The sequence below is a fragment of the Brenneria sp. g21c3 genome (genome assembly GCF_040240345.1).
Taxonomy (GTDB): domain Bacteria; phylum Pseudomonadota; class Gammaproteobacteria; order Enterobacterales; family Enterobacteriaceae; genus Brenneria.
This window is the reverse complement of record NZ_JBEIAB010000006.1, coordinates 126,546-147,662: the sequence shown is the minus strand read 5'-3', so window position 1 is coordinate 147,662 and position 21,117 is coordinate 126,546. Positions and strand designations below refer to the sequence as shown.

Here is a 21,117-nt window from a genome sequence, read left to right as displayed (position 1 = left end):
GCGAAGAAGAATCATCGCGGCGCGCGCGCAACCGCCGCAGTCAGCTTGCGCCACAGCCATTCGAACGGCCCTTGTTGAAACGATTTCAGCCAGTAGTGGGAAAAGAGCAGATTTATCCCCCAAACCACGGGAACGATCGCCGCCAGTTGCAGGCGGTCCAAACGCATAAACAGCCCGAGATGATTAAACAGCACCGTGCATACCAGGGTTTGCAATAAATAATTTGTCAGCGCCATGCGGCCGATATCGGCGATCCAGTATGTGATACGCCACCGGCATAATGTCGGCCAGAATCCATAACACAGAGCCAGATACCCTATCGCCTGTAACGGCGCGCTCAGTTCGCGCGGGATCTGCAATAACAGGCCGCTCCAGCGATATTCCCAGTGAACCAGCCATTGCGCCGCCACCCCGACGCCGTTGATAAACAGCGCCAGAGGAATTATCCATAAGGCCAGTCGGCGATAATGCGTCAGACGAAACGCGCCCTTTAGCCAGCCGCTGCGCATCAATCCCGCGCCAAACAACATGGAACCCGCCAATAACCAGCCGTATTGAACGCCCAGCGACAATAAGCTGTCGATAAGCAGATCTACCCGGTTACGCCACGCCTCCGGCCCGCCCGATGTCTGCCAATGGACCTCATAGGCGATATCCGTCGCCGCCGGCTGCCAGAAGCGTCCCGGTTGCAGGTTGAGCAACTGGCTTAACACCAGCAACACGCCAATCCCGACGACATACATGATCGCGCCGCTGCGCAGCAAGATCCGACTGCCCTGCGCATGGCGAATCATGCCGTAACACACCAGCCCAATCAGGCCATAATCCAGCAGAATGTCGCCATCCCAGAAGAAAATGGTATGGATCAGCCCCATGATCATCAGCCAGAACAGCCGGGCATGGATCCACGCCGTGCCGCGCGACAACAAAAGCTGCAATCCCGCGCCAAACAGCAGCGAAAATAGCGTCAGAAATTTCGCCTGCACCGTCAGATCCATAATGGCCCAGGTCCAGACATCGCTCGACGCGGGCAATCCCTGATAGGCGGGATTGAGATAGGCGGCCTTCGGTAAGCCGAACGCCGTGATATTCATCAGTAAAATACCAAGTACCGCGACGCCTCGCGCAAAATCCAGCGTCGCAATACGTGATGACGGTGTGGGTTTAGAAGGCATAGCGTCTACGTATCAAATCATCGGAATAGATGATTGTATTAACAGACGGCCAGAAATAATACGCATTTTGTTGATAGACGGGCGCTTATTTAGCATCGCGCCCGCCGAAGAATGAATTAACCGTGATGACGTACCGCGCGTAGAAATTCCTGACGGGTGTTCTGACTGGATTTGAATAGTCCGCCCAGCGACGTGGTGGTCGTCGCACTGGTGGCGTCGCGGATGCCGCGCGCTTTGACGCAATAATGCACGGCGTCAATCGATACGGCGACATTATTGGTACCCAACAGCGTTTGCAGGGCAATCAGGATTTGCTGCGTCAAGCGTTCCTGCACCTGCGGACGTTGAGAAAAGAACTGCACGATACGGTTGATTTTTGATAAGCCAATCACCCCATCTTTCGGAATATAGGCGACCGTCGCCTTGCCGTCGATGGTCACGAAATGATGTTCACAGGTGCTGGTCAAGGTGATATCCCGGACGGTGACCATTTCATCCACCTTCATCTTGTTCTCAATGATGGTGATTTTAGGAAAATTGGCATAATCCAGACCGGAGAATATTTCATCAACATACATTTTCGCAATGCGATGCGGGGTCTCTGCCAGACTGTCATCTTCCAAATCAAGACTGAGCAGATTCATCACTTCCGTCATATGCGCGGCAATCCGCTTTTTCCGCGTATCCCGATCTAACAACTCTCCACGCAGCGGCGTTTCAAGACCTCGCGCCATCAACGCTTCATGAACCATGACGGCTTCTTTACTTAAGGATGACATTATTATTCTCCAGCAGGTGTTACTCATCTTGACGTTGGCCGGGCCAATACGCGCCACCACTGTAGTTGAGAGAGAAACGATTATCCAGTGATAGTGCCTCATGATAGTTGAAATAGATTCAGCTTATCATTCACCGGCTATTCCCTTGCCAACCCTGTGGGATGAGAAAAAACAAAAGCACCGGCCGCGACGCCGGTGCTTGCTGAGAGTTTATACGTTTCCCCTTTCAGGTTGCAACGGCGTTCGCTACCGCAACCACCGCCGGGACGGCTTTCGATAACGGTTTTTCCGGCTTTTCATCAGAAGGTTTCCCAATTATCACTGCCGCTTGCGTTCTTCTTGCTTTTGTCTGCGGCAAGCAACACGGGCGCGGCTGTCGGCAGCGTTTTTGCCGGCTGCTGATTGCCGCCCTGCCGACGCGTTTCATTGACGGACAGTTGGAAGACGGATACCGCCGCGGTTAACTGACGGGCTTGATCTTCCAGAGAGGCGGCGGCGGCGGCGGACTCCTGCACCAATGCGGCATTCTGCTGGGTTACGCCATCCATTTCCGTCACCGCCTGACCGATCTGGCTGATACCGCGGCTTTGTTCGTCGGAAGCCGAGGCAATCTCGCCCATCAGATCGTTGACCCGGGTAATGGCGGTAATGATGGACTCCATCGCTTCACCGGTTTGCGTGACCTGATGCGAGCCGGTATTTACCCGCTCCACCGACTCGGCGATCAACCCCTCGATTTCCTTGGCGGCCTGCGCGCTACGCTGTGCCAGATTACGCACTTCCCCCGCCACCACCGCAAAACCTCGCCCTTGCTCGCCGGCTCTGGCCGCTTCCACCGCGGCGTTAAGCGCCAGGATATTGGTTTGGAAGGCTATGCCGTTGATGACGCTGGTAATATCGGCGATTTTTTTCGAGCTGGTGGCGATATTGGCCATCGTTCCCACCACCCCCGTGGTGACTTCGCCCCCTTTTTTGGCGGCGATGGCGGCATCCTGCGCCAGTTTGCTGGCCTGATGAACGTTCTCCGCGTTTTGCTTCACCGTGGCGCCGAGCTGTTCCATACTGGCGGCCGTTTGTTCCAACGCCGCGGCCTGCTGCTCGGTACGGGAAGAGAGATCGTTATTGCCGCCTTTGATTTCACTCGCGCCTTGATAGATCGACGAGGCGCTATCGCGAATGGTTGAAACCGTATTGATCAGGCTACTTTGCATATCCCGCAAGAAAGGGATCAATTGGCCGACGCAGTTGCGGCCAAAGTCATCAAGATGTATGCCTAGCTGGCCATCCGCCAGCACCTTGAAGTGGCCTTTAATCATGTCCAACGGCTTGACCAGATAATTCGCCAGATAGCGGTCGGTCAGTAGCAAAATCAACAGGCCGACGATGGCCGCGACCAGCAGGATAGTTTTGTTCCAGCCGACCAGATCGTGTACGCGGGCAAACGAACTGCCGGAGGAGGCGATAGCATTGGCCTGATATTTGTCCATGCTGCCGCCGAAGGTGATACTCAGATTAGGATAAACATCTCTGAACAGATGACGAAACGCCTCGGGACGATTGTCGCGAACCGATGCAAACAGCGGTTGCAACCCGTTCTCAATCAGCCGCGTCCAGTTTCCCGCCATCTCTTCGACCATGGCCTGATCGACATCGCCGTGATCGGCGGCTTTAAATTCCGCCAGCTTGGCCAAGGTGTTTTTTATCGCTTCATCCGCCGAGACGAGCAACTTGTCCACCTCGGCGGTTTCGCCGCTCTGGTTATAATCCATTGCCCGAATTAAACGGATAGCGGCGCGAAAATATTGATCGCTGCCGTCGGCGATGGTGTCGGCATTTTTTTTCTGTATTTCCCCCGATTCTAATAAATTGGTCATTTCGCTCAGTGATGACGACATATAGAGCGATACCCCGCCCCATAAAAGTAGGAATATTCCCAGAATGCTTAAAAGCATGGCCCTGATGGTGATATTTTTTAAAAATCTCACAGAAAAACCCCTTATTCATTATTTAACGAACACTTTTATTTACTCAATGCTAATTTTTAACACAAAAGCAAACCTTTTGTTACATTTTTGGCGGCATAATCCTGTTTTTCCTTTTCGTTATCGGCAGTAATCGCGAGGGGTTTACTTCTTTTGATCAACAAATTCGATGACAATCACAAAAACAATAGCCAATGACTATTATTTGTTTGCTGTTATTTGTTTGAATATTAGGAAAATAATTAGCGGTGTTTGATGAGATAATAAACCAACCCGTTCATTTATTTCATGCCCGTTTAATTCTCGATAGCCAAATTCCCTCAAACTGAAATCGTCTGCATAATAATAAAAATGACTCAACACACTCTTTTTCATAACTCAATGCTATTTTTCATAAAAGCCTTTAAATAATCAGGCAATGATTGATTATTGACGCGAGCCGCGGCGAAGCCCCCCTCAGTATGCGGGCCGGCGGAATGATGTTGCATCAGTCGCAATGACAAAACCTCGGCGGCGGGTCTGACGATGCTGATGCGGCAGCCCAGGAAAACGCATCAGCAAGGAATTCCACTTTAAAGATAATCTTCACTAAAATAATTTGGCAACTAAGGTTAAACTTTCCTGCAACATACTGCCGACATGAGAGATCTCACACCATGCAAATGATTAAAACCCGTGCCGCCGTCGCCTGGGGACCAAACCAACCGCTGTCCATTGAGGAAGTGGATCTGATGCCGCCGCAGAGAGGTGAAGTGCTGGTCCGCATCATTGCCAGCGGCGTTTGCCATACCGATGCCTACACGCTTTCGGGTAAAGACCCGGAAGGCGTTTTCCCGGCCATCCTCGGACATGAGGGCGGCGGTATCGTCGAAGCCGTCGGCGAAGGCGTGACCAGCGTCGCCGTCGGCGATCACGTGATCCCCCTGTACACCCCCGAATGCGGCGAATGTAAATTCTGTCGCTCCGGCAAGACCAATCTGTGCCAGGCAATCCGCACCACGCAGGGAAAAGGGCTGATGCCCGACGGCACCACCCGCTTTTCCAAAGACGGTCAGCCGATTTTCCACTATATGGGGACCTCCACGTTCTCCGAGCTCACCGTGGTGCCTGAAATCTCGCTGGCTAAAATCAGCAAGGAAGCGCCGCTGGAAGAAGTCTGCCTGCTCGGCTGCGGCGTCACCACCGGCATGGGCGCCGTTATCAACACCGCCAAAGTGCAACCCGGCGACAGCGTGGCGATCTTCGGACTCGGCGGCATCGGGCTGTCGGCGATTATCGGCGCGCATATGGCCGGCGCCGGACGGATCATCGGCATTGATATCAATACCAGCAAATTCGATCTGGCGCGTAAGCTGGGCGCCACCGACCTGATTAATCCCAAAGACTACGATAAACCCATTCAGGAGGTGATTGTCGAGCTCACTGACGGCGGCGTCGATTTCTCCTTTGAGTGTATCGGCAATGTTAACGTGATGCGTTCGGCGCTGGAATGCTGCCACAAAGGCTGGGGCGAATCGGTGATTATCGGCGTCGCCGGCGCGGGCGAAGAGATCGCCACCCGCCCGTTCCAACTGGTGACCGGACGCGTGTGGCGCGGGTCCGCCTTCGGCGGCGTGAAAGGCCGCAGCCAATTGCCGGGCATTGTGCAGCGCTATATGGATGGCGAATTTCAGCTCAGTGATTTTATTACTCACACCATGGGGCTGGAAGAGATCAATACCGCCTTCGATTTAATGCATGAAGGTAAGTCGATCCGCTCCGTCATCCATTTCCGCTAACGGCGAACAAGGAGACTGCGCGCGATGAGCACGTCACTGGAACTTCTAGAAGAATACCGCCTGTTTGGCGGCTGGCAACGGCGCTACCGTCATGCGTCGGACACGTTGCATTGCGACATGACGTTCAGTATCTATCTGCCGCCGACCGTCGATGATGCCCCGCTGCCGGTGCTGTACTGGCTATCGGGATTAACCTGCAACGATGAAAATTTCACCATCAAAGCCGGCGCGCAACGCGTCGCCGCCGAGCTGGGCGTGGTGCTGGTTATGGCGGATACCAGCCCGCGCGGGGAAAACGTCGCGGATGACGCCGGCTACGATCTGGGTCAGGGCGCCGGATTTTACGTCAATGCCGTCCAACAGCCCTGGGCCGCCCATTACCAGATGTATGATTACGTGCGTGATGAACTGCCGGCGCTGGTTCAACGGCATTTCAACGTCAACCGTCGTCAGTCCATCAGCGGACACTCGATGGGCGGACACGGCGCGCTGATGCTGGCATTGCGCAATCCGGAGCGTTATCTGTCCGTTTCCGCTTTCGCGCCTATCGTCAATCCCAGTCAGGTTCCCTGGGGCCGCAAAGCGTTAAGCGCTTATCTGGGCGAAGACGAAACGCAGTGGTTGCAGTATGACAGTTGCCATTTGCTGGCCAACAGTCAATACAAACGCCCTATTCTGATCGATCAGGGTGACGGCGATCGGTTTTTACCTGAGCAGTTGCAGCCGGAAAAGCTGGCCGAACCGGCGAAGCGGCGCGACTGGCCGTTTACGCTGAGAATTCAGCCCGGCTATGACCACAGTTATTTTTTCATCGCCAGCTTTATTGAAGATCACCTGCGCTTTCACGCCCGCTATTTGCGGCAGCAATAATCGGGACATTGATCGGTTCAGACGAGTTTGTTTGCGCGAGACGATCGGGCGGCGGAATTAATCGCCGCCCGATCGCTTTTCCACAGGTAAAGAAAAGCGTCGGCATGCCGATAAAACATCTTTGCAGAGGCGTATCATTACGGGCGCGCGGCGCCTATTGTCAAACAGCCCGTGGTCGCCGAACAAAAAATTTAGTGGGAGTATTTGATTTTGCAAAGAAAACGAGTTTCATCATCAGAATTGTTTTCCGTCGGCTACAACGAGGAAAAGCATGTGCTGGAAATAGAATTGCTGAATGGCGGCATCTATCAATATCGCGGCGTGGCCCGAATGATTTATGAAGAGTTAATGGCGAGTGCCGCTAAATCCCAATATTACTCCCGCTACATCAAAAGCTCATTTCCCTACGAAAAAATTCAGTGATCAATAGGCGAATCAGGCGCTTGTTGCGACAGCCGCCTGATCCGCCCGTTGTCACCCTGCTCAACCTGCCGCCGTTTCCGCCGCCTTAATGCTTTCCACCGTCCTGAGCGCGTCCAGCAAGACAGACGCATTCAACGTTAACGGCAGATAATGAATGGATTCGCTCGGTTGCAAGGTGCGCTCCACCACGGCCTGAATAGACGGGCCGTCGTTAATGTCCACATTCAGTTCCGCCAGCGACGTCGGCAGTCCAAAGACCTTAAATGCGGCCTTCAACTGGCGTAGCGTCTCGATATCCCCTTGCAGCGCAATTTGCACCAGGATGCCGTACGCCACTTTGGTGCCATGCAGAAAGCGCTCAGTCTGCGGCAACACCGTCAATCCATTATGCACCGCATGCGCGGCGGCCACCCGCGTGTAGCGTTCACCCAATCCGCCGACCATGCCGCCGCCGGCGATAATGGCATCGACGACATCAAGAAAGTCCTGCGTTAACGTACCGCTGACCGCCGCTTGCAAAGCAGATTCGCTTTTTTGCAGCAACACATCGCGGATATCCAACGCGGTTTGCAGCCCAAGCCGCACGGTCAACGGCAAGCTTTCAGGCTGAGGACTTAGCACCACCGCCTCATACCACTTCGCCAACGTGTCGCCCACGCCGGCCAGCAGATACTCGACGGGCGCCGCCAGGATAATGCGCGGCTCAACCAGCACCAGATGATTGGCGTCGGGAAAGATCTCAAAGCGCAGCGCCTGGCCCTCATCGGTATACCACACGGAAAGCGGCGTCCAGGCGGCGCAGGTCGCGGCAATCGTCGGGATAGCCACCAGCGGCGCGCCGATTTCGCGCGCCACCACCTTGGCCGTATCCAATACCGCGCCGCCGCCGATACCAATAACCACCTGACAGTCGTCGCCCGCCAGCGCCGCCAGTTTTGCCACTTCGCCCCGACTACAGTGCGCCGCGAACAACGCGCGCCGCGCCGACGGGGCATCAAATTCAGCGGGCAGATAAGGCCGGGCCGCCGTTAACGCCCGATCGCCATATATCCATAACGCGTTGTTCAGCGCCTCCGGCGAATAAAAATCCAGCAGCTTATCGATGGCGCCGGCAAAAGAAAAATAGTTGGCCGGACCGGTCTGTACACGGATTGCCGTTGTGTTCATGGTCTGATGTTCCTCGCGGCGCCACGTTGAACGTGATCGATGGCGGTAATAAGGAGAATGATTGATAGCGCTATCTTATTCACTTACCCGGCGCGGTTTAAGAATTTTTTTGCTTAACTTATTCTTTTTCATTCGTAGATTCGCGCCTTTATCACGCTGAATCTGAATTAAATAATGTTAGTTCTGTGTTACATTTCAGGCCGGTTTTTTTGATGACAATCACCGCCAAGAGCGTTACTGAACATGATATCTACCCCCCAACGAACACGATTGGAAATGCGCAACATTTCCATCTCATTTTCTGGCTTTCATGCACTGAAGCAGGTTGATTTTACGCTAGAGGGCGGTTCTATTCATGCATTAACCGGCGCAAACGGCGCGGGCAAATCGACCCTGATGACCATTCTGTCCGGTGTGTACCGCCATTATAGCGGCGACATCCTGATCGATGGCTGCCGGGTCGATATTCATTCGCCCCGCGCGGCCAAACAGTATGGCATCCATCTGGTACAACAGGAAGTGGACGTCGCCCTGGTGCCTACGCTGTCCGTGGCGGAAAATATTATGCTGGATACGCTGGCTCAGCACGGACACGTCCTCAACTGGCCGCAGGTTTATCGCCAGGCGCAGGCGCTGCTCGACCAGCTCGGCATCCATCTGGATGTGCGCCAACGTCTGGATCGCTGTTCGCTGGCGGAAAAACAACAAATTCTGTTAGCCAGAGCCTTATCCCACGAATGTCGCTTTTTAATTTTAGATGAACCCACGGCGCCGCTCGATCAGGCGGAAAGCGCGCGCCTGTTCCAGGTCGTACGCCGTTTACAGGCCGCGGGCATCGGTATCGTTTTCATTTCTCACCGTATTCATGAATTAAGCGAGATTTGCGATACGCTGACGGTGCTGCGCGACGGCGAATTCGTCAGCAGCGGCGCGATGCAAGGGCTAAGCGGCGAGCAAATCGTCGAGAAAATGCTGGGACACCGGCTGGATGATATCTTCCCGCCGCGACGCCGCACGCCATCGCCCGACCCCTTGATCCGGGTTAAAGGACTGCATGACGAAACCTTGCTGCGGGATATCTCGCTGACGCTGCGTAAAGGCGAAATTCTCGGCATCGCCGGCCTGGCGGGCGCGGGAAAAACCGAACTGTGTAAAGCCCTGTTCGGCGCCACGCCCTGCAAAATCGAGCAAGGCGAATATAACGGCGCGCCCTGGCGCCCGCATTCGCCGTATCAGTCCGTCGAACAGGGCATCGCCCTGGTGCCGGAAGAACGACGTAAGGAAGGCATTTTTATTGAAGAGTCCGTCGCCATGAATCTCAGCGTCAGCGCCAGCAGCAGCTTTTCCCGCTGGGGCGTGTTCAGCCACCGGCAGGCGCTGTCCTGGGCTAAACAGATCATTACGCGCTTGACCATCCGCACCACCGGGCCGCTGCAAAAACTGCGGCGGCTGTCGGGCGGCAATCAGCAAAAGGTCGCTATCGGCAAATGGCTGCGCAGTGAAGCGCAGGTGCTGATCTTTGATGAACCCACCAAAGGCGTCGATATCAAAGCCAAACAGGATCTGTTCTCGCTGATTGACGGTCTGGCTCAGCAGGGCAAAGGCATTATTTACGCCTCGGGCGAATTTTCCGAGCTCATCGGTCTGTGCGATCGCATCTGCGTATTATGGGATGGACGCATTGTCGCCGAACTGGATGCATCAGCCATTGATGAAGAAACACTACTTTTGTATTCAACTGGAGGAACTCCCGCGTGAGTCACCAACTATCACCTAACGGGGTTCTCCCCTTGCGTCACCGCTTTTTCGAATTTTTGTACAAATGGGGCATGCTGATCACCGTCGTCGCGCTGATTGCGCTTTTCGGCCTGGCGTCGGACAACTTTCTCGATCCCTATAACATCATCAATATCCTGCGCTCAATCGCCATCGTCACCGTGATTGCGATTGGCGTATCCATCTCGCTGTCGGTGGGGGGATTCGATCTTTCCGTCGGCTCGACCGCGTCGCTGGCCAATGCGCTGGTGATTTCGCTGTTCGTCTGGCACGGCTTCGGCACCACGGGGGCGATCGTCCTGACGCTGCTGCTGTGTATGCTGGTTGGCTTGTTTAACGCATTTCTTATCGTGGTGCTGAAAATTCCCGATATGCTGGCAACGCTGGCCAGCCTGTTCGTCATTCAGGGCGTCGCCATGACCTACAGCTACGGCGGCTCCATCACGCAGAATATGGTGCTGCCGAGCGGTGAAATGGCCGAGGGCGTCATTCCGGAGTTTTTCGCCACGCTGGGGCAGGTTCCCGTCATTGTCGTCATCATGCTGGCGGTGACCGTCATCGTCCAGCTGTATCTGTCGCTCACCAAGCACGGACGCCGCATGTACGCCATCGGCGGCAACCCTGAAGCGGCGCGTCTGGCCGGCATCAGAACGTCCCGCTATCGGATTCAGGCCTATCTGTTCTCTTCATTGCTGGCGGCGCTGGGCGGCATTTTATTGGCCTCGCGGATCGGTTCCTCACAGGTCAATGCCGGCGGCGGCTATTTAATGGATGCCGTCGCCGCCGCCTATATCGGCTTCTCGTTGGCCGGTTCAGGCAAACCCAACGCATTAGGCACGCTGGTCGGCGCGGTCATCCTCGGCGTACTGCAAAACGGGCTGGTGATGCTTTCCGTGCCTTACTATGCCATGGATATCATCAAAGGCCTGGTGCTGGCCCTGGCCCTCGCCATGACCTATATCCAGAAACGCTGAAATAATTCCTGCGAAGTTCATTCCCGGACGCTGACTTCACCAGCGTCCGGGATAACGCGGCGTTAGCAATTGGGATAAGCGGGACATCAATCGCCGTGGCGAATATAAAAAGCAAAACATGAAATCGATAAAAACATTAACGCAGCTTATTTAATAAGGCGTCATCTAATAACTTCACGTTAATGGTATGAATAAAAATCATTTTAATTAACCGCAGTAAAAACAGTTCAATCAATATCAGGCAATTATTATTGTCTGACGATGACGGATAAAAATTCCTGCGCTGATGTTCTCAACCTACAAAAGCCAAACAATATATCCGGTTGCTGTGCTGAATATTCGGCTGTACCAGACTATCAATATCCTTTTTGCTGCACAAATTCATCAATATTTTCAATCGTCTTTTCCATTAATATTTGCAAAGCGGAAGCCGACGTCCAACCAATATGCGGAGTAATCAATAAGTTAGGTAGTGTCTTTGCCGCAGTCATCAACGAATGATCCCGCAAAGGCGGCTCTTGCGTCAGACAATCCAACGCGGCTCCCGCGATAGTACGCTGCTGCAAGGCGGACAACAGCGCCGCTTCATCTATCAGTCCGCCGGCGGCCGTGTTGACGATGACCGCCGTCGGTTTACACAACGCCAGCGTTTGCGCGTTAATCAGAGATCGGCTTTCATCACTCAGCGGGCAGTGCAGCGAAATAATGTCCGCCGTTTGCAACACCTGTTCAAACGGCAAATAGCCCTGGCGGCACGTCGCCGCCCCTTTGCGTTCGGCGAATACCGGCTTCATCCCCAGCGCCGTCGCCAGGCGAGCGACCTCACGACCCACCGCGCCGGCGCCGATGATGCCAAGCGTTGAGCCGGCGATGTCTTTTACCGGATGGTCGAAATAAGAAAACCGTAACTCCCGCGCCCAGCGATCGCTAAGCTGGTCGCGATACCAGGCGATCAGGCTATGTTTCAGCGCGAAAATCATGGCAATGGCGTGTTCGGAAACCGCCTGGGTAAAACAGTTCGGCACGTTCTTCACAGCGATGCCCAGTTCGGCGGCGGCCTCGGTATCAATGGTATTCGTCCCCGTCGCGGCCACCGCAATCAGTTTTAAACAGGGTAGAGCCAACAGGGTTTCCCGGCTTAATACGGTTTTATTGGTGATAATGATATCGCTGTTTTTCGCCCGGGCAATAACCTGATCGGGCGCGGTATAGCTATATTCGATCCATTCATGGCGGCATTGCGGCCGCCTGAAACTGTTCTTTTTTAAAAAAATAGTTTCAGGCAACGCTCTCTTGTCCAAAAAAATAATTTCCAGCATAGCGTCCACTCTGACTGTTATTTATACGGCAAGACCTGAATATCGATAGCAACAAAATTTATTCACCACAACTAAATCACATAAATCGCTCTGCAAAAATAACAGCGACACTGTTCCTCGACACGCTCAAGAATAGTTAACTAATGATATATTATTGCAATTAAATTATGACCCGTCTCATTATTATTAGATGCTGATATACAGCTTGCCATTAGCGTAAACCGTATTTACGCGATTAACAACGCCAGAGATAATGAATTCCCTTCATTATCGCTTTTATAAAAAAGTGGTAGGCATAGCGCGGCGCGCAGGCGGATTAACGGCGATTGGCAAGTGATGGGAGCAAGCGGAAACAGGGAATGGCGATGTGGGCTTCAGGCGCCCGCATCGCCGGCATATCAGAAGGTTACATTTACCGATACCCAGTAGTTACGACCCGTTACTACCGAGCCGCTGGTCGAACGGCTGAAGGAATAATAATCCCCCGTCGTGAACGCGCTTCTGCCCGTACCGTAGGTGCGTACGCCGCTGGAGAAGTCCCTATCGAACAGGTTGTTGATCGCGCCATTGACGGTGACATCCGGAGACAGCTTATAGGAGCCGCCCAGATTGAAGACCGTATAGGATTTAAAATACGCGCCCTTTTCGTCGTAAGCGGCCTGTTGCGGGACTGACAAGGTATCGTAATTCTGCGTATAGCGCGCGGTCTTGCCGCGGTATTCCGCCTTCAGCCAGGTGGAAAACTTCTCATTAACGTTCCAGTTCAGACGGGCATTGGCCATATGTTTCGGCGTATTGGTCAGGCGTGCGCCTTGATTGTCGCCGTCTTTCTGTTCGCTGTCGGTAAAGGTGTAGTTAAGATTGAGTTTCCAGTCCTCCGACCATAACGGCACGATGGTCGCCAGTTCCAGGCCCTGAGTTACCGCTTTGCCAATGTTGGTATAAGTGCTGCTGAAGTCATCGATCTCCTGGGAAGAGATCATATTGCGATAACGGTTATGAAACAGAGTGGCGTTGGCGCCGAATCCGCTGTCGTTCTCGTAATAAACCCCCAGTTCGGTATTGGTGCTCTCTTCCGGTTCCAGATCCGGATTACCGATGGTGGTCACCGTTCCCTGACTGGTCACCCCGCTCACCCCGTTATGCAACTGGGCCAGCGAAGGGGTTTTGTAGCCGGTACTGACGCCGCCCTTCACCGTCCAGTCGTCCGAGGCGTTCCAGACCAGGTAGGAACGCGGGCTGACGTGTCCGCCAAAGGTATCCTGATACTCGTAGCGAGCGCCGTAGGTCAGCGCCAGGGAATCCAGCAGCCGCCACTCATCCTCGGCAAACAGCGCCCAAGCGTCCTGTTCGAATTTCTCCCCGGTATTCGCCAGTACGATGCCGTCCTTCATCGTCGCATTCCAGTACTGACCGCCGACGCTCAACAAATGGCTGTCGCCCAGCGGCGCCGTCAGCTTGGTATCTAGAATGATATTGGTATTTTTCAGCAGCCGTTTCTCACCGGCGGCGCTTGAGCCGGGCAAAACGGAATCCGTAGTAATAAGGCGGCCTTTGTTTTCCGTTTGGTTATAGGACAGACTGGAGTTCCAGATGCCGAAGTCCAGTTGGTTGTCGCTGCCCAACGTCACCTTGCGGCGCTGGTAGCGCAGCGTATCTTCATAACCGCCGGCGGCGCCGATCGTACCCAGCTGATTTTCCGCGTTGTCGTATTTCTGGTTGGCGATTTCGCCGTCCAGCCACAGCGCGTTTTTGTCGTCCAGCGCCCAGGTCAGTTTACCGCCAAGCAGGTAGTTATCCGATTTGACCGGATTGGCTCCGCGCCGGTTCAACAGTTCTCCGGACGAGGATTCCACGTTTGAGGCATCGCGGCGGAAAATACTGCCGCGCAGCGCCAGCCCCAGTTTGTCTTCAATCAGCGCGCCGCTGGAATAAAAGGTGAATTTGGAGGTATCGCCATATTTGGTATCCTCCTGAAAAGCATGATCGAGAGACAGCGATCCCGACCACGCCTGCGCCACCTTTTTAGTAATGATATTCACCACCCCGCCCATCGCCTCGGAGCCGTACAGCGTGGACATCGGCCCGCGAATGACTTCGATGCGTTCGATGGCGGACAGCGGCGGCATAAAGCTGGTATTCATGGCGCCGAAACCGTTCGGCGTGACGTCCGAGGTGCCGTTCTGACGGATACCGTCGACCAAAATCAGCGTATAGCTGCTGGGCATACCGCGAATACTGATATCCAGACCGCCCGTTTTCCCGGTGGTGCTGCGCACGTCAACGCCTTCCACGTCGCTCAGCGCCTCGGCCAGATCGTTGTATTTACGTTTACTCAGATCGTCCTGACTTATCACCGAAATACTGGCCGCGGCGTCGGTGATCTTTTGTTCATAGCCGGAGGCCGTAACGACCAGCACATCCTCCTGCGGCGCGCCGATAACGGATGCCGATGCGCCTGCTGCGAGCGCCAATGCCACTGATTTTCTTATATTGATTGACATGTTTATTGTCCTTCTAAAAACGGATAAACCACGTTGAGTTTTTTTGTCAGAACCAGTGTAATTAATTCAATCAAATTGTAAATATAAATAAATATCATTTACAAAATCATTCCCATACGCAACCAGTAAAATCAAAACCATATAAAACAATGAGATAGAAAATCGTTAATAACAAAAATACAGATGAGCATAAAAAACACTCAACAAATCAATTGAATAAACTTGCCTGATTTCGATAATGTCAGTCAGGTGGCGAGCAGATAACAACCAATAATGGGAGAGTAATCAGGAAGGATAAACGGCATAAAAAAAGGTTGTTTCACCGCAGTGAAACAACCCGATAAAACTATCGCCCTCGCCGTTTAGAGGGGGAAGACGAACGCCTTGCGCGACAGGTGCTATTTGCTTTCAGGAAAGGTCATATCCTGATACTTGATAAAATGCGTACCGCGGGAAAACTTGTAGCCGAACCAAATCAACAGAAACAGCGGAATGCCGATGTAGGTTGCCGTCACGCCGTACCAGTCGATTTTATCCTCCAGGAAGGCCTGATAGTTTTGCCCCAGTGTAATCACCAGACAGAGCACGAAGGCAAACAGCGGCCCCAGCGGGAAGAAACTGGAGAGGTAAGGAAGACGGCTCAAATCGTGTCCGGCCTTCACATAACCGCGGCGGAAACGATAGTGACTGATGGCAATCCCCAGCCAGGCGATAAAACCCGTCATACCGGACGTGTTAAGCAGCCAGAGATAAACCGTCTGGTTGCCGTACATGGATGACAGGAAGCACAATGCGGCCACGATACTGGTCGCATACAGCGCATTACGCGGCACCCCGCTCTTTGACAGGGTGGCGAAAATACGCGGCGCTTTCCCCTCGGAAGCCAGCGTAAACAGCATACGGGTACAGGCATACATGCCGGAGTTGCCCGCCGACAACACCGAGGTGAGAATAACGGCATTCATCACCGCCGCCGCCGACAGCAGGCCGGCATGCTGGAACACCAGCGTAAACGGGCTGACGGCGATATCTTTGACATCGTTGCGCAGCAGATTGGGGTCGGTATACGGGATAATCAGGCTGATGATCAAAATGGCGAAGATATAAAACAGCAGAATACGCCAGAATACCTGACGAATCGCGCGCGGAATATTTTTCTGCGGATCTTCCGACTCTCCGGCCGCCACGCCGATCAACTCGGTACCCTGGAATGAAAAACCGACAATCATCGCCACGCCGATCATGGCGGAAAATCCGCCCGCAAAAGGCGCATCGCCAATCTGCCAGTTATGTACCCCGGCATTTTCGGCGCCGCGCAAAATCCCCACAATCATCAGGATGCCGACGGCGATAAATATCACCACCGTCACCACTTTGATCAGCGAGAACCAATATTCAGCTTCACCGAATCCTTTTACTGAAATGATGTTCAATAACACCATCACCGCCAAAAATAGCGCGCTCCATATCCAACCGGGGACGTCTGGAAACCAATAGCCCATAACCAACTGTGCGGCGACCAGGTCAACCGCAATCGTGACCGCCCAGTTGTACCAATAATTCCAGCCCAGCGCGAAACCGAAGCCTTCTTCAACATAGCGGGAGCCATAAGTTGCGAACGATCCGGACACCGGCATAAATGCCGCCAGTTCACCCAGGCTGGTCATCAGAAAATAGACCATCAGGCCGATGAGCGCGTAGGATAACAACGCCCCACCCGGCCCGGCCTGTGAAACCGTTGCGCCGGAAGCCACAAACAATCCGGTGCCAATCGAACCGCCAATCGCGATCATCGTCAAATGCCGTGCTTTAAGCTCACGGCGCAGGGATGTTCTACCCTGAGCAGAATTTTGCATATCTTGCTGAGCCATTATTGTCCTGACTGCTCTTGCTAAAAAATTGAGGCGGGATTGTAACAAATAGCCTTAACCAGGATAGCCGGGATCGTTGAATTATAAGTTAGGTTCATAACTCAAGACCGATCATTAGCAATACACCGTCTCTCCGCCCCCGTTATACCGCCTCGTGGCAATAGCTCAGGAAACGCTGCAAAACATTGGAAAGATGTTTCTGACGATGATGTACCAGGTACAGCGTGCGCATAAATTTGGGCAGCGGAATCGGCAACTCCACCAGGGTACCCATCTCCAACTGTTCGGCGATAACATGGCGGGACAGGCAGCTCACGCCGATACCATGGCGCACCGCGTGTTTAATTGCCTCGGAATTACCCAGCTCCATCACCAAATGAAAACGCGGCAAGTGCGCCAATAGCAGGTGATCCAGTACCTCGCGCGTGCCGGAACCCTGCTCGCGCAGCACCCAGGGAACGTCGCTCAACGCCGATAAAGACAATGTCTGCCGGCTGAGCGGATGCGTCGGCGCGCAGAATACCACCAGCTCATCTTCCAGCCAGGGTTGCGTGACCAGATCGGGATGATGACAAGGCCCTTCGATCAACCCGAGATCGACGCTGAACTCCGACACGCTGGTAATCACATCCTGAGTATTGCCAACGTGTAATTCCAAAGGGATTTCGGGAAAATCATGACGATAGCGGGCAATCATGGCGGGCAACAGGTAATTGCCGATTGTGCTGCTGGCGTAGATACGCAACGCCCCGTTATCTCGGCGAAAAAGCTGCTCAATCTCCGTTGATTGCTCAAGCAGCGACAATGCTTTGGGATAAAGTAAGCGCCCATGCTCATTTACCACTAATCGTTTACCCACACGATCAAATAATTGAACGCCCAATTGCCCTTCCAGATCAGCCAGTGCGGCACTGACTGCTGATTGAGAAAGAGCGAGTACGACCGAGGCCTGAGTGGTTGAACCACTTTTCAGGACTTCAGTAAACACTTCCAACTGACGTAATGTGATATGCATAGCAGGCTCTTTATCTAAAATATCTATAAATTATAAATTTATAATCAATTAATCTTTTAACTACTCTGATAATAGGATTGGCCGTCGGCTCGTTATTCTCAGAACAGGTAAATAAAATGACGGCTATTCCCGCCGTTCGGCAGCTTACTCAGCGTCGCTATCGAACGATACAAATTCTCCCGGGTTTATTGATAATAGGTTTGCTGACATATCTCCTTCTTTTAACTGGCAACTATGGCGAAATTCATACTACTGCGGGGACCAGGCGCATTAACACTGGCAATCGTGGCAGGCGTCATACTGGGTAATACGGTATATCCATGACTTAATTTATTTTACGTCCCGATCGCGCAGTGGGTAAAACGCCATCTGCCGCGCAGGGGAATTATACTTTATGCAAGCATCCGGAGAGATAAATCGCGGTGACAACCGCGTCATTTTTGCCGCGATGGCGATGTCCCTTTCCCCCGACGATAACGGCTTCATCTGCATTATCACTGGTTGTCTTTCAATCCGCAAACCTGCGGCAATACCTCGGATCGACGCTACGCAAGGTTGCCCGGATTGTCGCCGCGCTAAACTCACCCACAGGTATTCCCCGGCGCCGGCCGGCGAACTCATCGGGTTGGATAATATGCCGCTTGCCATGGCGATGATAGCATTGAGGCTGACTACCCGCATTAGCGACACTCATCATGCCGGGACAAAAACGCTGTTATTCATCGGGCTGATTTAACCGGCGCGTGATTAATCTGACTTTTGACCGCTTATTCAGCCGGACGTCAATAAATTACCGGTTAATGGCTGGTTAACCTGAGCGACAATGCCATAATGCGCCGTCACGAAGAGGAGATACATGATGAAATACGTAGGTGCGCATGTCAGTGCGGCTGGCGGTGTCGATCAGGCGGTCATACGCGCTCATGAGCTGGAAGCCACGGCTTTCGCCTTATTCACCAAAAATCAACGGCAGTGGCAGGCTGCGCCATTGACGCCGGAGGTGATTGAACGATTTAAAACCGCGTGTGCGACCTATGCCTATACCCCGGCGCAGATTTTGCCGCACGACAGCTATCTGATTAACCTGGGTCACCCAGAGAGCGAAGCGCTGGAAAAATCGCGCGCCGCCTTCATTGACGAAATGTCGCGTTGCCGGCAACTGGGGCTGACGCTGCTGAATTTTCACCCCGGCAGTCATCTGAAACAGATTGATGAGGCAAGCTGTCTGGCCCGTATCGCCGAGTCGATTAATCTTGCGCTGGCGGCAACGGAAGGCGTGACGGCGGTTATCGAAAATACCGCCGGGCAAGGCAGTAACCTGGGATTCCGTTTTGAACATCTGGCCGCCATTATCGACGGCGTCGAAGACAAAAGTCGCGTGGGAGTCTGCATCGACACCTGTCATGCCTTTGCCGGCGGCTATGATTTACGTACCAGGGAAGCCTGTGAAAAAACCTTTGCCGAATTCGATCGGGTGGTCGGATTTCACTATCTGCGCGGTATGCATCTGAATGATGCTAAAAGCGAATTCAACAGCCGGGTAGATCGCCACCACAGCCTGGGAGAAGGAAACATCGGCAAAACCGCCTTCAGTTACATCATGGGCGATGCCCGCTTCGATGGCATTCCGCTCATTCTGGAAACCGTGAATCCGGATATCTGGGCCGAAGAAATCGCCTGGCTCAAATCACAGGATTGCCGACACTAAAAGCTAAAAGGCGCCGCTGAGTCAACCCCAGCGGCGCCTTTTCCCTACTTCCCTGTATAGCGGCTCGTTCCGTTAAGCCGCTGCTTTCACCAGTTGGTCATCCGGACGTTTCAGGAACGCGTACAGCACGCCGGCCACCACGGTCCCTGCGATAATAGCGAACAAATAACCTAATACCGGCGTAATCGCGCTGGGGATCAACAGCACAAACAGACCGCCGTGCGGCGCCATCAGCTTGGCGCCGACCGCCATCGAAATGGCGCCGGTCAACGCGCCGCCAACGATGCAGCATGGCAGTACGCGTATCGGATCGCGGGCGGCGAAAGGAATCGCCCCTTCGGAGATGAAGCACAGCCCCAGAATCAGCGCCGCTTTACCGCCTTCACGTTCCGTTGGGTTGAATTTCTTGCCGGCCAGCAGCGTCGCCAGGCCCATCGCCAGCGGCGGCACCATCCCGCCGGCCATAATGGCGGCCATCGGGCCATAAATCTGGCTGCTCAGCAGCGTGGTGCCGAACACGTAGGCCACTTTGTTCACCGGCCCGCCCATATCGGTACACATCATGCCGCCCAGGATAGCGCCCAGGATCACCGCATTCGCCGTACCCATGGATTGCAGCCAGTCGGTTAAACCGGTCAGGATCTTGGCGACCGGCGTGCCGACGCCGTAGACCATGATCAATCCCATCAGCAAAGTGGCTAACAGCGGAATAATCAAAATCGGCTTCAGCGCCGACATACTCTGCGGCAATTGAATATGCTTATTGATGGCTCTGGCGATATAACCGGCCAGGAAACCGGCGATAATCCCGCCCAGGAAGCCGGCGCCCATGGCATTGGCCAGCACGCCGCCGACCAAACCCGGCGCCAAACCGGGACGGTCGGCAATGGAAAACGCGATATAGCCGGCCAGAACCGGAACCATAAGCATAAAGGCCGCGTCGCCAATCATTTTCAAGTGCGCGGCCAGCGTGCCTTCAACCTTAAAGGCTTCGATACCGAACATAAACGACAGCGCGATACATAACCCGCCGGCGACCACCACCGGCAGCATGTAAGACACGCCGGTCAACAGGTGGCTATAAGGACCAGTGCCGCCTTTTTTGGTCTGGCCGGTCGCCTCGGCGCCGTTTTGTCCGCCCGGCTGATAAACCGTCGCTTCCGCCAGCGCCTTATCCAACTCCTGCGCGGTCTTTTTCAGCGCCAGACCGGTAGAGGTGCGGTACATTTTCTTGCCGGCGAATTTGCTCAGATCGACTTCAATATCCGCGGCGACGATCACCACATCCGCCTGCTCCACTTCTTCCGGCGTGATGGGATTGCCTGCCCCGACGGAACCGCGGGTTTCCACTTTCACCCACCATCCGCGTTTCTTCGCTTCGGTTTCAATGGCTTCGGCGGCCATGAAGGTATGCGCCACGCCGGTCGGACATGCCGTTACGGCGACGATGCGTTTTACTGAAGAGCCAGACGGAACCGCCGGCGCGGCCGCCGCCGCCTGATAAGTCGCAGCCTCCGCTTTCGCTTTCTCCAGGAAAGCGTCCGGTTGGCTCGCGGCCAGTTCGACATCGCCGACATAGACCTGTTTGCCGTTCAGCGTCGAGTCCGCCGCCGCGGCCGCGCCAAGAATGATCGCCAATTCGGCCTCATCAGCCTGTTCTGTAAACGTCAGCCCCGCTTTCGCGGCGGCTGAGCCGAGCAGATTTTTCACCAGACGGCTTCTTGCCAGGCCCAGTGATTTATCTAAAATCAGCAGCGTTTTCATTATTCGTCTCCT

At 54.0% G+C, this 21,117-nt stretch carries 16 protein-coding genes; 7 read left to right on the top strand and 9 right to left on the bottom strand.

The genetic code is table 11. The features are described 5' to 3' along the window. Positions 1-11 precede the first annotated feature (11 nt). From yeiB to ABRZ28_RS11820, 3 genes are all read right to left on the bottom strand, one after another. Positions 12-1,175, bottom strand: a complete 1,164-nt coding sequence (gene yeiB, locus ABRZ28_RS11830) for a DUF418 domain-containing protein YeiB (RefSeq protein WP_330520340.1) — start codon at positions 1,173-1,175, stop codon at positions 12-14. 116 nt (positions 1,176-1,291) lie between these two features. Next, the gene (folE, locus tag ABRZ28_RS11825) at positions 1,292-1,954 is read right to left on the bottom strand and encodes a GTP cyclohydrolase I FolE (protein ID WP_319602814.1); all 663 of its coding nucleotides are present in this window, start codon (positions 1,952-1,954) and stop codon (positions 1,292-1,294) included. Between the two features lie 299 nt (positions 1,955-2,253). Continuing rightward, on the bottom strand, positions 2,254-3,939 hold the full coding sequence (locus ABRZ28_RS11820) for a methyl-accepting chemotaxis protein (RefSeq protein WP_330520339.1): 1,686 nt from the start codon (positions 3,937-3,939) through the stop codon (positions 2,254-2,256). Positions 3,940-4,592: 653 nt separating this feature from the next. Here ABRZ28_RS11820 and ABRZ28_RS11815 point away from each other — a divergent pair. From ABRZ28_RS11815 to ABRZ28_RS11805, 3 genes are all read left to right on the top strand, one after another. Then, positions 4,593-5,714 (top strand): S-(hydroxymethyl)glutathione dehydrogenase/class III alcohol dehydrogenase, encoded by a 1,122-nt coding sequence (locus tag ABRZ28_RS11815; RefSeq protein ID WP_330520338.1) that lies wholly within the window; start codon positions 4,593-4,595, stop codon positions 5,712-5,714. A 24-nt stretch (positions 5,715-5,738) separates the two neighbouring features. Next, positions 5,739-6,584, top strand: a complete 846-nt coding sequence (gene fghA / locus ABRZ28_RS11810) for an S-formylglutathione hydrolase (RefSeq protein ID WP_330520337.1) — start codon at positions 5,739-5,741, stop codon at positions 6,582-6,584. A gap of 210 nt (positions 6,585-6,794) precedes the next feature. Next, positions 6,795-7,007, top strand: coding sequence for a KTSC domain-containing protein (locus ABRZ28_RS11805; RefSeq protein ID WP_330520336.1), 213 nt, complete (start codon positions 6,795-6,797; stop codon positions 7,005-7,007). A 60-nt stretch (positions 7,008-7,067) separates the two neighbouring features. Here the strand turns inward: ABRZ28_RS11805 and ABRZ28_RS11800 are convergent, their stop codons facing one another. Further along, complete coding sequence (locus tag ABRZ28_RS11800) at positions 7,068-8,174, bottom strand: oxidoreductase (RefSeq protein WP_330520335.1); 1,107 nt, start codon at positions 8,172-8,174, stop codon at positions 7,068-7,070. Positions 8,175-8,417: 243 nt separating this feature from the next. Between ABRZ28_RS11800 and ABRZ28_RS11795 the strand changes: the two genes are divergently transcribed. Together ABRZ28_RS11795 and ABRZ28_RS11790 are read left to right on the top strand one after the other, a co-directional pair. Further along, positions 8,418-9,932: a sugar ABC transporter ATP-binding protein gene (locus ABRZ28_RS11795; protein ID WP_330520334.1), complete on the top strand. Its 1,515-nt coding sequence runs from the start codon at positions 8,418-8,420 to the stop codon at positions 9,930-9,932. Between the two features lie 71 nt (positions 9,933-10,003). After that, positions 10,004-10,924 carry an ABC transporter permease gene (locus ABRZ28_RS11790; RefSeq protein WP_330520389.1) on the top strand — a complete coding sequence of 307 codons (921 nt, stop codon included), beginning with the start codon at positions 10,004-10,006 and terminating at the stop codon, positions 10,922-10,924. A 356-nt stretch (positions 10,925-11,280) separates the two neighbouring features. On the opposite strand, the gene ABRZ28_RS11785 is transcribed toward ABRZ28_RS11790, so the two are convergent. The 4 genes from ABRZ28_RS11785 to yieE all read right to left on the bottom strand — a co-directional run bounded on the left by ABRZ28_RS11785 (position 11,281) and on the right by yieE (position 17,633). Continuing rightward, on the bottom strand, positions 11,281-12,243 hold the full coding sequence (locus ABRZ28_RS11785; protein ID WP_330520333.1) for a 2-hydroxyacid dehydrogenase: 963 nt from the start codon (positions 12,241-12,243) through the stop codon (positions 11,281-11,283). A 398-nt stretch (positions 12,244-12,641) separates the two neighbouring features. Next, complete coding sequence (locus ABRZ28_RS11780; protein ID WP_330520332.1) at positions 12,642-14,747, bottom strand: TonB-dependent receptor; 2,106 nt, start codon at positions 14,745-14,747, stop codon at positions 12,642-12,644. A 398-nt stretch (positions 14,748-15,145) separates the two neighbouring features. Further along, positions 15,146-16,618, bottom strand: coding sequence for an amino acid permease (locus ABRZ28_RS11775; protein WP_319602823.1), 1,473 nt, complete (start codon positions 16,616-16,618; stop codon positions 15,146-15,148). Between the two features lie 142 nt (positions 16,619-16,760). Next, positions 16,761-17,633 carry a DNA-binding transcriptional regulator YeiE gene (yieE, locus tag ABRZ28_RS11770; protein ID WP_319602824.1) on the bottom strand — a complete coding sequence of 291 codons (873 nt, stop codon included), beginning with the start codon at positions 17,631-17,633 and terminating at the stop codon, positions 16,761-16,763. Positions 17,634-18,027: 394 nt separating this feature from the next. On the opposite strand from yieE, the gene ABRZ28_RS11765 reads away from it, so the two are divergent. Together ABRZ28_RS11765 and nfo are read left to right on the top strand one after the other, a co-directional pair. After that, positions 18,028-18,369, top strand: a complete 342-nt coding sequence (locus tag ABRZ28_RS11765; protein WP_319602825.1) for a hypothetical protein — start codon at positions 18,028-18,030, stop codon at positions 18,367-18,369. A 123-nt stretch (positions 18,370-18,492) separates the two neighbouring features. Beyond that, entirely contained in the window at positions 18,493-19,341 is an 849-nt protein-coding gene (gene nfo / locus ABRZ28_RS11760; RefSeq protein WP_319602827.1) for a deoxyribonuclease IV, read from the top strand. Between the two features lie 72 nt (positions 19,342-19,413). On the opposite strand, the gene fruA is transcribed toward nfo, so the two are convergent. After that, entirely contained in the window at positions 19,414-21,105 is a 1,692-nt protein-coding gene (gene fruA / locus ABRZ28_RS11755; protein ID WP_330520331.1) for a PTS fructose transporter subunit IIBC, read from the bottom strand. Positions 21,106-21,117 lie beyond the last annotated feature (12 nt).